Origin of the sequence: Dyadobacter psychrophilus, assembly GCF_900167945.1 — a bacterium.
Taxonomy (GTDB): domain Bacteria; phylum Bacteroidota; class Bacteroidia; order Cytophagales; family Spirosomataceae; genus Dyadobacter; species Dyadobacter psychrophilus.
The window spans coordinates 15463-29020 of record NZ_FUZA01000019.1 but is presented as its reverse complement, the minus strand read 5'-3'; the positions used below and the strand labels follow the sequence as shown (position 1 = coordinate 29020).

Annotated in this window: 9 protein-coding genes; 4 read left to right on the top strand and 5 right to left on the bottom strand. The window is 45.0% G+C overall.

The window, feature by feature from the left end; translation table 11 throughout:
* The 4 genes from B5X68_RS28160 to B5X68_RS28145 all read left to right on the top strand — a co-directional run.
* Positions 1 to 315, top strand: a 315-nt coding sequence (locus B5X68_RS28160; RefSeq protein ID WP_141110449.1) for an integrase core domain-containing protein, incomplete at its 5' end; no start/stop codon positions are given.
* Between the two features lie 642 nt (positions 316 to 957).
* Positions 958 to 1398 (top strand): glycosyl-4,4'-diaponeurosporenoate acyltransferase CrtO family protein, encoded by a 441-nt coding sequence (locus B5X68_RS28155; protein ID WP_141110451.1) that lies wholly within the window; start codon positions 958 to 960, stop codon positions 1396 to 1398.
* A gap of 679 nt (positions 1399 to 2077) precedes the next feature.
* Positions 2078 to 2809, top strand: coding sequence for a helix-turn-helix domain-containing protein (locus B5X68_RS28150; RefSeq protein ID WP_170916761.1), 732 nt, complete (start codon positions 2078 to 2080; stop codon positions 2807 to 2809).
* Between the two features lie 118 nt (positions 2810 to 2927).
* A complete protein-coding gene (locus B5X68_RS28145) occupies positions 2928 to 4682 on the top strand; it encodes a CocE/NonD family hydrolase (protein WP_082218110.1) in 1755 nt (584 codons plus the stop codon).
* Positions 4683 to 4853: 171 nt separating this feature from the next.
* On the opposite strand, the gene B5X68_RS28140 is transcribed toward B5X68_RS28145, so the two are convergent.
* From B5X68_RS28140 to B5X68_RS28120, 5 genes are all read right to left on the bottom strand, one after another.
* A complete protein-coding gene (locus B5X68_RS28140) occupies positions 4854 to 6542 on the bottom strand; it encodes a PQQ-dependent sugar dehydrogenase (protein ID WP_082218109.1) in 1689 nt (562 codons plus the stop codon).
* Between the two features lie 40 nt (positions 6543 to 6582).
* Positions 6583 to 7599: a beta-propeller domain-containing protein gene (locus tag B5X68_RS28135; RefSeq protein WP_082218108.1), complete on the bottom strand. Its 1017-nt coding sequence runs from the start codon at positions 7597 to 7599 to the stop codon at positions 6583 to 6585.
* A 63-nt stretch (positions 7600 to 7662) separates the two neighbouring features.
* A complete protein-coding gene (locus tag B5X68_RS28130; protein ID WP_082218107.1) occupies positions 7663 to 8769 on the bottom strand; it encodes a beta-propeller domain-containing protein in 1107 nt (368 codons plus the stop codon).
* Between the two features lie 35 nt (positions 8770 to 8804).
* Positions 8805 to 11516: a glycoside hydrolase family 9 protein gene (locus B5X68_RS28125; protein ID WP_082218106.1), complete on the bottom strand. Its 2712-nt coding sequence runs from the start codon at positions 11514 to 11516 to the stop codon at positions 8805 to 8807.
* Between the two features lie 24 nt (positions 11517 to 11540).
* Positions 11541 to 13469, bottom strand: coding sequence for a glycoside hydrolase family 97 protein (locus B5X68_RS28120; RefSeq protein WP_082218105.1), 1929 nt, complete (start codon positions 13467 to 13469; stop codon positions 11541 to 11543).
* Positions 13470 to 13558: the final 89 nt, after the last annotated feature.

The window sequence follows — 13558 nt, the reverse complement described above, 5'->3', positions numbered from 1 at the left end:
AGGTCGGACAACGGACCAGAATTCACCTCGAAGGATTTTGCAATTTGGTGTGCAGCTAGGAATATCGAAACTCGGTTTATCCAACCAGGAAAACCCACGCAGAATGGGTTCATTGAACGGTTTAATAGGCTTTACAGAGAAGCAGTATTGGACGCCTATTTATTTTTCGACCTTGACCAGGTCAGACAATTAACAGCGGAGTGGATCGAAGAGTATAACCAGCGAAGACCTCATGAAGGACTCGGCAATATGACCCCTTTTGAATGGAAAGAATTGCTGCTGAAAAAAGAAATACAACAACAAATGGCTGTCTGAAAAATGGGGTACATACAATTTTGCACTGATTTAACAGAGATATTTTGCACAAGTGGGTTCATTCAAACCGTGGTTTAAATGTAATTGGAACTATTGTCGTAAATGTAGGTCTGGGGCTGATGAGCACCTTTTTGTGTTTGATTTACTCCGATTCTAGCCCCTTAAACTGTACTTCTGAGTGAGGTAGATATACATAAAAAACCGCCATAAGTATGTGAACAAAGACTACCTTTTGTGATATTGACACTTGTCTGAATAACAGATTTTATGTTAAATGAAAAAACACAGAACAATAGGCCAAGGCTGTTTTGCGAAAGTTCTTTGAAAGTGCAAAGAGAGCCACTTTTTCCATTGTGTTCCGAGATCAGTAGAAAGACTATGCACTGACTGCCGTGAAGAAGGTGAGAGCATTACTTTTCAGTTTGCGCCACTTTAACACATTTTTGAAAGTCATGCATATTGGTAATATTTGGGCGATCAAATGCGAGTTACTAAAAATCAAAACATAAATAATTCTTCATGCTTTCTAAATGGGTAAAGATTCTATTTCTGTTTTCGCTGGCGGTGATTAGTATAATTCTTATGATTCGTTACCTGGATGTAACTACTGCACCTTTTAGTTTCGGTTTTAATTTTGCTTTGATGTTTTGGTTTGCAATACTAGAATTTCAACTTAAACCAGCGCTGGATTCTCCCTATTTCGACCCTTGGCCATTTGAAAAACAAGGGAAATTGTACAGGATATTAGGTGTAGAATGGTACAGGACTATTTTGACTAAAAGTGGCTGGGAAAAGGTCAGGCAGCAGCAAACACCCATTAAAAAAGGAATTGATAGCTTCGAGGCATACGAGCGGGCGACCCGGGTGGCTGAATCCGGGCATTTAATCGTCGCCATCATCGTCCTGATCGTTACCGGATATGTATTATTTGCCTATTCCCTCCGTGATACCCGGTGGTTGATATTGTTCAATGTCCTTTTAAATATTTACCCGGTCCTGCTGCAACGCTACACCCGCCCAAGGTTGCGGCGGATGATCGAGAGGCTGAGGGCCGTGGAAATTGCCCGCAACCGGCTCTATTAAGTGAATTTCTTCCTTGCTTTACCGCTTGCACCTGGTGCACAGACCTGCAACAGCTCAAACAGATACTGTATAGGTAGGCCGGCGTTAGATCGGTATTGGCATATAATGGACGGTTAACCGCCAAATTTCGTGCAGGAGTAAAACGAGTTTTGGTCAGGATGAAAATTCACAATTACTTGTTTGTTCCCTTGTCCATTTATTGAAGGATTGTTTTGGTACAACTACAGCTACGAAAATGCAGCATGTAATGACGCCAAGCAAATTCTTACTTTAACTATACGTACAACGACTGCCTGATCCAGGATCATGAGATAATGTTGAGTTTTTTAATCGCTTTGTGCTGCCCACAAAACCGGTTGTTAAAATGAAATATCATGAGTGCCTAAACTAATTGTTATAAGTAGATACCAGGCAACTTTGGTACATCCAGTATCTGTTAAATCGTACTACTCAACTGATATCGCCTGGCTTCGAATATATAATGAGTTCGAGCATTGCCGCTTTCACAGGTGTATTGATTTTTATACTTTTGTTCACTATGGACAAGCCTGTTGACTTCCCCGGTACAGCATTAAAATCGATCTTGAAGCAGAGAGGCTTCAAGGTGAGTTGGAGCAGAGTCCCGAAGGGGATGCCGACTGCGTTTGGCCGCCGGCATTTTCATCTAATACTGTTAAGCATGGGCAGCAGTAAAATTCATTACGACGACCATGTTGTCAGTCTCGACGGTGTGTACCTATACTTTGCCAGTTCCAGGGTGCCCTATGCAACCGAAATCCTTTCTGAAAATCATTCCGGCTATTCGTGCGTGTTTACCGAGGAATTCATCAAACCTATTGAGCGCCTGGAAAGCATGAAGCAGTCTCCTTTGCTTAAAGCAGGCACCACGCCTGCGTTCAAATTGGACGAGCAGCAACAATCCAGGCTTGCTGCGATTTTCGATACCATGATCGGCTCGGACTTATCAGATTATATTTATAAAGATGATTTAATGCGTAATTATATTCAGCAGATCGTTCACGAGGCGTTGCAGATGAGGCCGGAGGAGCATTTTGTACAGTTCAACAATGCTGCATTGCGAATCACTACGCAGTTTATGGAAATGCTTGAACGGCAATTCCCTATTGAAAATCCGAATACGCCTTTATCCTTTAAGTCTGCAATGGATTTTGCCAGTCAGCTTTCAATTCATGTAAATTACCTGAACCGGGCTGTCAAGCAAATTACAGGAAAACCCACTACCACCATCACTGGTGAGCGCATTACTGCGGAGGCAATCACTTTGCTGCGTTATACAGATTGGAGCATAGCCGATATTGCCTACGCGCTTGGATTCGAATATTCGAATTATTTCAGCAATTTCCTCAAAAAGGCAACCGGTCATAATCCTAAGTTTTACCGGGTGGGCTAGGTTTGAAATTTATACTTTTCGGTTTGATTCGTTTATGCTCCGAAGTTGGGGCCGCTTTACTTTTGTATCGACGGATGAATGAAGCATTTACAATTCAAAACCGAAAAATTATAAAGCGATGAATAAAGTAGCTGAAAAAATGATCTTCAAACCGGCGTTTGAATACATTGACAATGGCATTGAGCACGGCGTATTAAGCCCATTTGAAACCAAGGAAACCATCTTGAAAAAAGGTGAGCAAATAGCTCCCGGTTTCAAGCCGCTTGATTGTGATATTCGATACTTGAAAGACGTTCCGGTAAAAATGCGGGACGGTATTACAATTTACACTGATGTTTTTCTGCCCGTAACAGAAGAAAAAGTCCCTGTGCTGATTGCGTGGAGTCCTTATGGTAAAAGCGCAGGCACAGCTCCCCGTTACGTTGGTTTATTCAATATGCTTGGAATGGGCAATGCCTGGGGTTCGGGATTAACCAAATTTGAAGGGCCCGATCCGGCCTATTGGGTTCAGCACGGCTATGCGGTGTGTAATCCTGACGCACGTGGAATTGCGCATAGCGAAGGCGACATTACAATGATAGGTTCCCAGGAAGCAGAGGATTGCTACGACCTGATTGAGTGGCTTGCGGCACAAGACTGGTGCAACCAGAAAACGGCATTGTCGGGCACCTCGTATCTGGCATTTTCGCAGTGGTTTATCGCCGCCGGGCAACCCCCGCACCTCACTTGCATTAGCCCCACTGAGGGTTTACAGGATGCCTATCGCGATCTGGCATACATCGGCGGAATCCCTGACCCGAATTTCATCCACCGCTTGCAGATAAATCATGTAAGTGCTTCGGGTGCGCAGCGCGAAGATATGGCAGCAGAGTTGGAGGCCTATCCATTGGCAAACTGCGAATTGTGGGAAGACAAAGTAGCTGATGTTTCCAAAATCACTGTTCCTGCCTATGTCGTTGCCAGTTACTCCAACACCTTGCATACCATGGGAACTTTCCGGGCGTGGCGTTCTATTGGCTCTGCTGAAAAATGGTTGCGTATCCACGATACCCAGGAGTGGCCGGACTATTACAGTGCGGAAGCCACCGAGGACCTTCGCCGGGTCTTTGACTATTTCTTGCTTGGCAAACAAAATGGTTGGGAAAACACACCTGCTGTACGCTATTCTATTTTGGATTTTCAAGGTAATAACCAAACCGGCCTTATTGCGGAGACTTTTCCTCCGAAGGAATCGGAGATGCAGCGCTATTACATGAGTGGCAGAACCCGGACTTTACAGGTAACTGCCGATGAAAATGAATTGCCACTTCGCTATTTCCCAGAGGCTTTGCCATGCCGTGTATCGTTCCAGACTGTTTTTGAGAAAGAAACCACATTTATTGGCTATCCGAAAGTGAAACTGTTTATGGAAGCTGAAAATACAGACGATATGGATGTGTTTGTGTGGGTACAAAAAATCGATAAACTGGGCAATGTACTAAGTGAATTTGTTGTGCCAAACCGCAATGCGGCTTTGCAGGATTTCACCCAGGATGGGGCTTCCGCACTGCGCTATAAAGGCCCAAGCGGCCGCTTGCGTGCATCTGCCAGACATTTGGACCCAACCCTTTCTACCGACGAAGTACCTGCTTACAGTTTTGACCGCGTGGAAAAGCTGTCAGAAAAGGAGATCGTAGAACTGGATATTGTGCTCAGTCCGATTGGAATGACTTATTATGCAGGTGAAACATTGCGGGTAATGATCAGCAGTAAAGATGAGATCGGCTCAGTAATGCCGGGGACACCGGGCGGTCTTACCAACAATAAAGGCACACATATTCTGCACACAGGCGGGAAATACGCCAGTTATCTGCAAATGCCTTTAGTGAAATGAATTGAGTTAGAGTAGGGGAGCTTTAAGGCTCCAGCTGAGCTAACCGTCAATACTATCGAATTAGGTGAAAGGTCATAACTCAAGTTAGGCACCAGTGGGCACCAATACGTGCCTCTTGGTGCTTTTTAAAGAAGTGTTTGTGAACGTTTAGATATTAGTAATATCAGGTCGTTACTTTCCTTTCCGCACAGCAGTTACCTCAGATGTTGAAACGGCACTGGCGTTATTATCAAAACTGTTACGCACATAAGTCAGCACGTCGGCAATTTGCTTGTCACTTAAAAAGCTGTGTGAAGGCATTACATTGCTATATTTTTCACCATTGATGTCAATGCCTTTCATGCCGCTGAGAATGATATTAATCAACCGGCTTTTGCTTCCCAGTACGTAATCGGTTTTTGTAAGCGGCGCATTCAGATTTTGGACGCCGCCACCGTCGGCCTGGTGGCACACGACACAATTTTGATTATAGACAGCTTTACCGGCGGTATAAGATTCTCTCATGGCTGCAGGGATTTCGCGGGCGCTTTTTTCTGATTCGGTAGTCTTAGTAGAGGCGGTGCTTGCAGATGTTATAGGCTTACTTTCAGCTTCCTTACTGTAAGTTATCTTGTAAATGGCGCCTTTTGAATCGTCACTTACATACAAGGAGCCATCAGCCGACTGCGCCAGCCCGCAAGGACGATGGTCTGCGCGGCCGGATGCCGTCTTTTCCTGTGAGCCAGAAAAACCGTCTGCAAAAACTTCCCATTTACCAAAAGGTTTCCCGTTTTTGAAAGGTTGAAAGACAACAAAATATCCGGCCTGTGGCTCAGGACCACGGTTCCAGGAACCGTGAAAGGCTATAAAAGCACCATTTTTATACCGCTCTGGAAATTGATGACCGGTATAAAAAAGAATGTCATTGGGTGCCATGTGGGCAGGGTAGGCGGCAACAGGGTCTATATATTCGGGATTGCCTTCTTTTTTACCATCGCCGCCATATTCGGGTGCCAAGATCTTTTTTTGCTGCGCAGGATCGTAGTAAATAAATGGCCAGCCTGCGTTATCGCCCTTTTTTAATGCATACATACATTCTGCGGGTAATTCCGCATTGTCTTTACTGTCATACAGGTTAGGAAACAGGTTATTGAGCTGGTCGCGGCCGTGCTGCATGACATACAGCTGCTTTGTTTGCTTGTTCCAATCGACGGCTACTACATTCCGCAATCCCGTAGCGTAGCGAATACCATCAGCGTAAGTCTGGTTAAGTTTGTCAGGCTTGAACTGCCACACACCGCCGGAAGTTTCCAGTAACGGGCAGCCGGGTTGCCCGAGCGATCCTTTTTTTCTGTCCTCGATCTGGCAGGAATTCGATGGACAACCAATTGGAATGTACATGTTACCGGCATTGTCCATCATGATGGATTTGGTTTCGTGGGTGCCCTTATCCACTAACCCGGTCACAATTGTTTCAGGTGCGTCAGGGTTGATTACCTGCTGGTTGGCATCCACTTTATAGCGGAATATCTCTGAGTTGGACGAGACGTACAAATAGCCCTTATATAACTGCACACCCGTACCGCCGTAATTTCCAAAACCTGATTTTACAATTGCCTTCCCATTATTTTCCTCTAATAGCAATGTTCCCTGTCCATTGACTGGCTTTGCCAATCTTGCGTAAATATTCCCTTTTGGTGTGACGATCAAATGGCGGACTTTTCCTAGTCCTTCAACAAGCTTTACGGCCTTGAAACCCTGTGGAGTAGTTAAACCTGCGTTGGGCTGGTCGTCCTGGTTATTCCAGAAAGTTAAAGAAGTTAATGTTAGTATGGAAATCAGTAAAAGGATTAGCGATCCGTAAGTGTAAGTTTTCGTCATCTGGGTTTTTGACAAATATTGTTTTATGTGTCTGTTCAATTCAATGAATATTACCAAAGTGAACTGACTCGTAAGTGTTGTAAGGGTCATTTAACAATTGAATTGTTGTAGAAGGCCCAAGATCAGGTGCCGACCACGAGCTCAGCGCCCATACAATCTTTTTGTCAGGTGTCACTTCAATCGCTTGTACCGGTGCGTTGTCGCGATTTAGCTTCGTACTCCATTGGTTAAACCAGTTGTTGATCAGTATATTTCCGTTTGGAAGACGCAATGCGATCTGTGGGTTTGTAATATTATAGCCGGGAACATTAGCCAGAGGATAATCCCAAACAACAATACCCGAACGGGTTATTTCTCTCACTAGGTTTTGATTGCTAGCGACCAGAAGATTGCCATTCTTTAACGGAACAGCCGACCATACGCTTGGCACGTCAATGGATGAAAGCTGCTTTCCATCGAGGTTATATTCTATCACTTTACCCAGATCCATGTGCGCAACTAGTAATGTGCCTTCTGCTGTCAACCTCGCATGTCTGATCTGTCCGTGGGTGCCGCTTTTGAATGGTAATACAAATTCTTTTACAAGTTTATCTGTCTTGATATTCATGACAAATACTTTCGCAGGATTGCCATTTTGAACAAATACCACGTGTTCTTTGCCAATTGCCTGAGCTGTATGGGTTTCAAACCCGTCGGGTGTGTTGTACTTCCAAAGCACCCTCTTTTCGCTATTAATGAGCGTCACCCCATATTGATGGGCAAATAGCACATCCCCATTTTTCATTAATATTGCATCACTGATCTCGCCTTTTCCAACCGTATCGATGTACGACCATGCGATCTGTCCATCGCGAATGATATACATATTGCGCGATTTGGCTTCACCCGCGTAGAAGAAGTCAAATTGTTTAAGGCCTTTGCCAGGTAAATTAGCAGGTGCCGCCGGTTTATCGGCAGTAACTGTTTGTGCTATCGCCAAGTTGTTCAAACAGGCCAATAGCATGGTCATTAATAATATCATGTGACTTAATAACCCGGCTGTTTTTGTGAGTTTCATTTTGAGGTAATGCTGCAAAAGTGAGGGGTAAGATTGGGTGGTTTCTTGAATCAAATTAATGTATCAATGTTCTGATTGGCCCGGAATTTCAGGAATGCCGGGATCGTCTAAAATCTGTACTGCGGTGGCATCGCCGACATTTTTCCAGTCCTGCAATACCCAAACTATTTTCTTGTCTTTGGAGACTTCGATCAGCTGCGGACCTTTGCTTTTCTGGCCGCGTGATGCGAAAATGGTGTTGCCGTTTGCAAGCCTGGTGCAGCTTTGCGGAGCCGAGGTAAATTGATATTCTGCCGGAAGGTCATTCTTGCAATTGAATTCCCAGACCGTCTCACCTTTGGCATTAACTTCTCGTGTAAGCGCTTCCTTCTCATTGGTGATCAGCGTATTACCATTCTTTAACCGGATTGCTGCCCAAGGCGAAAGGATATCATATCGCCAGATTTCCTTGAAATTTTTATCATATTCCAAAACAAGGTTCATGTTGAGCAAAGAAACAAGGTAGGTGCCCTGAGCGGTAACTCGGGCCCGTCTGAGCTGCGGGTGGATATCATTGGGGTTCGCAGGCCGAATGTAAGGAAGTTCATGCTCCACTTCGACTTTGCCCGTCTTAATATTGACAACCATTAATTTGGGTGGCAGGCCGCTTACTACAAACATCACTTTGTCCAACCCGATAGGCTGACAAGCATGGATTTCGGTATGCTCGGCACCTTTGGAATTATTGGCATCGTAGCTCCAAAGCACTTTTTTATCGGGGGTGATCAGGGCAACGTATTTCATCCGGCTAAAAAGAATGTTGCCATTGGAAAGCATCCACACATCGTCGTACTCGGGGCCTGTACCCGTGGAATACGTCCAGATCGGCATGCCATCTTTAATGATAAACATTCTGTTACAGTTTTCGCCTATGTAGAGCATTGGATGCTGAGCCAATCCTTTTCCTGGTAGGTTAGCAGGTGCCGGTTCCGTCGAGGTTGGCATTGCAGCAAACTCCTCCTCCGGGCTCATGGCAGGAACATTGGCCGAAGTGAAGAGCTCCAGCACATCCATGCATGGTGTCGCGGCGCTGTTTGTTTCAGATTGTTTTTCGACCTTTTTTTTCTTCTGTGCAAAAACAAAATTTGACGCAATCGCCAGAAGCAGGATAATCAGGATGGTTTTTTTCATGAATGATATTTGAACAGACAAACAATATGCAGTTTCTATTTCTTCGATAATATTGAATCATCACTGTAAGCTCCTACGATTTCGTTACGCAAAGCAGGATTTTGGTCAACAGAAATGACCGCAACGTAGGGTATTGCCTTGTCGGCGACTTTGAGCATTAGCTGTATTTTTTCTGGTTTGCCCGCAGACAGGCTAATTGGCTTACTTTCAAAATTCGCCTTAGTATTAAAAGCTTTTATGTCAATTTGATGTTTGCCAGTTCCCTTAATCGTCATTGTAACCGTCACATCTCCATTGGCCGACTGGACTGTTTCGGTGGCTAATTGTACATTTTCAGCTGAATTCTGCTCTGGGATAACCAATTGGTCCTCTGAGGAATAAACAGACACGGCACCCATAAATCTACTTACCGGCTCCATCCACATTTCTTTGTACGTCGCGCTGTTGGTGGCCGGCCAGTACGGCATGTCGCCCGCCCGGCTGTCCATACCCACCGGCAGCGAACCCACAATGTCTTTCAAACAATAGGCAAATTGTGGCGGGAAATCATAGCCAGAACCATACATCAGGCTTTGTCCGAATGGATTAGCACCCATTACCCATTCCAATTGCTTTCCGACCAGCTTCATTCCCTCCGGATCTTTTCGCAGTTTTGATGCCTCCGCCAATGCCCACGCGCCGGATAGCTGGATATTGGTGTTTCCATGAAACAAGTTATCATTCCAGATAGGGAATGTGCGCAACACGTACTCGTCATTCAGCCTGGTACCTTCATTAAATTGTTTCAAAAGCATAGGAAGCCGTTTTTCATCTTTGTCCTCCATTACCTCGGCTTTTGTCCATACCGAATTGGGTAGCAGGTTGTAAGGCGCCGATATTTTGCTGCCGCGTTTCATAAAATACTCACTGTATAAAACCGCCGAGCTATACCAATGTATCCAATTCTGGTTTTCAGGCAAATCCTTACATAGCATTGCCAATGCGATCATTGCGGCCTCTTCAAATGCGGAGTGCTTGTTGTGTATGACCTGCTGGTGCTGGGTGTTTGAATAGAAATAACCGGTGATAGGAATACCCTGGACAAAACTTTGCTCCTGGCATTTGATGATCAGGTTGCCAAATTCAGCAGCTTGTTTTCTGTACTTTTCTTCACCGGTAAGTTTGGCAAGTAGCAATGACGAAGTTGCGCCCCACGATGTTTCTTCATAAGTAGCCTCTTCCCAATTTTGTCTTGAAGCCACACCAGCTTGCCAGTCATCAATCGCTGCGGCACGTAACTGGCGGGCAAGATTGGGATCCGATTTCTCAAAAACTTTGGCGGCCTTGCTTTCTACGGCAGCAGCGAGGAAATTCTCCCAAGCCAGGTTCTCTGCCGGGATCAAAACATCGTCAACAGTACCGATGAGGTTGTCGGTAAACATGCGCATGCGGCACCAGTGAATATGGTAGCCATCGCCAAAACGCGTTTTGAGCAGATATTGCAAGCCCCAGACTATTTCGGATTGCAGTTTCTCAGGCAGATCTGATTGATCATTACGCTCCTGCAATACATCCAGGTTGTTGAGCATCGCATAAGTCGCCATGGAAGTTCGCCAGATTCCTTGCGAAAGATCACCCGCATCATGATATCCGCCATTGATCACTTTCTTGACATCCCCGCGGAAGCCCTGCCAATCCATGTGACAAGCTTTATGAAGGCCGGGTACCTCATAACCGCAGCGTTCACAGAAATAGAAGTTTAAACCTTTCGTAATTGGCCCAAGCCAAACATTGTCATTTATTGGAAAAGGGTTCGAAGTTTGTGATCCACACCGAATGCGATAAATGCCTGAGGTTTTAAAGTCAGTAAAATCTAACTGGTTAAATGCGCCGTTTTTGCCGGTGATCGCTTTGACATTACCTGAAAAAACAACCTTGTTTTGCGGATCGATCAACTCAAATTTGTCACCACCGACGCCGATCATGGCAATTTTTGCATCATTGGGCCGGTAGCCTATATGGCTGAATGTGAATTTACCTGGCGCAACATTCCACCCCTCGTATTGGTCGGTTTCCACCTTCTGTATTTCCAAGTTGTCGATATCGTAAGTGACGATCTCATCTTCCCCGGGATTGTTGCCTGTCAGCTCACGTGTTACGGCGAACTGGGTTACTTTGTCGCGCTCCAAATGGGGCATTTCAAAAATAACATGGTTCCACATCCCAGGTTTCAGATCGTTGGCATAATGACTTCTTGCTGAGCTTAATATTGTCGAAACCGTGCCCTCGTTGCTGATCCTCAAATTGATATTATGTCTTGGAAGCGAAGTAGGATGCACATATACCCAAAAAGATATCCGGTTATATTTTGACCAATCCTGTGGCGTTTCAAATGGAAGCTGTACAGATGCCGCGCCAGCCTGGCCCGAAATGTTGAAAAACTGAGAACCCCACTTGTTTTTATTGCCCGGAAGCGCCAGATACGCCGTATCGCGCATGGAAGTACTGAACCTGAGTGACTGTTTGCCATCTTTGGCGCGGTCCTTCGTATAGCTCATCTGTCCGATACTGGTTACCTTCCATTTGCCTTGGGTTTCCATATCATCAACTAGCTTCGAATCCAAAACTGGTTTCTTTTCCCAGGCCGCCATCAAGGAATGCTGCTCATCAACGGCAAGGGGAAAAGCTGAATTCTCCTTTGCACCATTCTGTGCAAAGGAGAAAAAACAAGAAAATAATAAAGGGAATAGGAAATAGAATCTTTTCATAATTATGAATCATAAGAAGTGACCTTAGTTCAGCACCGCTGCCCACCCACCATTGCGGACCATCTTGATATTTATTTTCTCGCCAGCTTTTACCTGAATGGATTTTTTGCGGTAATCCATTGCCTGCTTGCCGGCATTGATTCCATCCTCAAAGTAAGTCATCGTATAAGTCTTACCTTTTTCAAGAAAATCAAAGTTCAGCTCGACATTCCGCTCTGTTTCTTTACCGTTGGTGATGCCACCTATAAACCATTGCGCACCTTTGCGCTTTGCCACAACGGCTACTTGGCCTACCGTAGCGGCAAGTGCTTTCGTTTCATCCCAGGTGGTCGGAACACTGGTGATGAACTCGGTACAATCCTGATTGCGGTAATAAAGAGTTGGATTATCGGCCAGCATTTGCACACCACTTTCAAAGACAACATATAAGGCAAGTTGGTAAGCCCTTGTGCCAATGCCCGTTGCATTTGGGCGCATTCCCCGGTTTACTTCCGGCTGCATAATGAGCATCGCTCCCGGCGTAAAGTCCATCGGGCCGACGGCATTACGCATAAAGGGAAGATAAATGCTGTTGTCCGGTGTGCAGCCGCCCATTTGTTCCATTCCCCGCACACCTTCATAAGAGATCAGGTTAGGGTATTTGTATTCCAAACCTGCAGGCTTGAAGGAGCCGTGAAAGTCGACAAACACTTGATTCTTAGCAGCCTCTTTTAATACGTTTTCATAGTAATTGACCATCCACTGATCACTACGGTCCATGAAATCGATCTTAACTCCTTTTACACCCCATTCATTGAAGGTTTTAAACAAACCCATGTTATTGTGTACAGTCAGCCAGGTCAGCCAGAGAATGATATCAACGTTCTTGGTTTTGCCGTAACGGATCAGCTCTTTGACATCCACCTTTGGGTTTGGCGTGTATGGATCCGTGGTATTTTTAGCCCAGCCTTCATCCATTACGATGTATTTGATGCCGAATCTGGCGGCAAAGTCTATGTAATATTTATAGGTGTCCAGGTTATAGCCCGAGATGAAATTGACATCCGGCCCATAAGGCGTAGCATCGTTCCACCACTCCCAACTAGCTTGCCCGGGCTTGACCCAGCTTGGATCGGCGATCTCACTTTTCGCCGCCAGCTTTAATGTCATCGTGTTTTCCATCAGCTGCTTGTCGTCAGAGGTGATGATGAAATAGCGCCACGGAAAATTCCTAGATCCCGAAGTTTTAGCGATATAGTTTGCTGACTTAACAATTTTTAAGCTTCGGTCACCGTCAGGGGTAAATTCAAGTGGCACTTTTGGGAATGCGCCTTCCATACCATTATTCCCTGTGCCTTTTAGGAAAAGGGCAGGATAGTCGGACAAGTCCGATTCACTGATCAGGGTCTTGTATTGCTTTTTAGTGTCAATTAAAAGCGGCAGGTTCGCCATTTTGTCGGCAGGCTTCCAGTTAAGGGACTCAATGTGCTGATAGGGCTCTTCGTAAGCAGTTTTGAAGCCGTTATTTTGCTGCACATGAAGCAGGTAATTGTCGGGAAAGTTAATGGCAAACTGCTCGCTCATTACTTCAATATCGCCTTTTTTGCTGGTAATAAAACGATAGGCGATGCCATCATCGAAAGCGCGAAACTCCACTGCGAAATTCCCTTTGAATGTCAACAACAACCTGTTGTAATTGTTTTTGACAGAGGAATATTTCAGCGAGATGTAGGGCTTGATAATCTCATCGCCTTTCGTTTTTTTGAAAGAGATCAATTTAGGGTTTTGGCCAAGGACCTCCTCTTTTAATGTTAGGGACAGCGAATTTTTGGATAGCAATTCCTGATTATTACCGGCAATTGAGTAATAAATTTTGTCGCTTAGGCTGATCGAGATTTTTAAACCTCCATTCGGGGACGCCAGCTCAAATGGCTTGTCCTGTGCATGAAGCCGGGTCGACAGCGTCGAAAGCATTATAATACATATAACAGTTTTATGGATCAAATTCATAGATTATGGGTTACTAACTAATCAATTTTAATTGTAGCAGATCTCAGTTTTGT

What these genes read in the sequence shown, in the direction of transcription:
- B5X68_RS28125 (WP_082218106.1), bottom strand. Translation starts at nt 11,516, where the DNA reads ATGAAAAGATTCTATTTCCTATTCCCTTTATTATTTTCTTGTTTTTTC.
- B5X68_RS28135 (WP_082218108.1), bottom strand. Translation starts at nt 7,599, where the DNA reads ATGAAACTCACAAAAACAGCCGGGTTATTAAGTCACATGATATTATTA.
- B5X68_RS28150 (WP_170916761.1), top strand. Translation starts at nt 2,078, where the DNA reads ATGGGCAGCAGTAAAATTCATTACGACGACCATGTTGTCAGTCTCGAC.
- B5X68_RS28140 (WP_082218109.1), bottom strand. Translation starts at nt 6,542, where the DNA reads ATGACGAAAACTTACACTTACGGATCGCTAATCCTTTTACTGATTTCC.
- B5X68_RS28145 (WP_082218110.1), top strand. Translation starts at nt 2,928, where the DNA reads ATGAATAAAGTAGCTGAAAAAATGATCTTCAAACCGGCGTTTGAATAC.
- B5X68_RS28130 (WP_082218107.1), bottom strand. Translation starts at nt 8,769, where the DNA reads ATGAAAAAAACCATCCTGATTATCCTGCTTCTGGCGATTGCGTCAAAT.
- B5X68_RS28120 (WP_082218105.1), bottom strand. Translation starts at nt 13,469, where the DNA reads ATGCTTTCGACGCTGTCGACCCGGCTTCATGCACAGGACAAGCCATTT.
- B5X68_RS28155 (WP_141110451.1), top strand. Translation starts at nt 958, where the DNA reads ATGTTTTGGTTTGCAATACTAGAATTTCAACTTAAACCAGCGCTGGAT.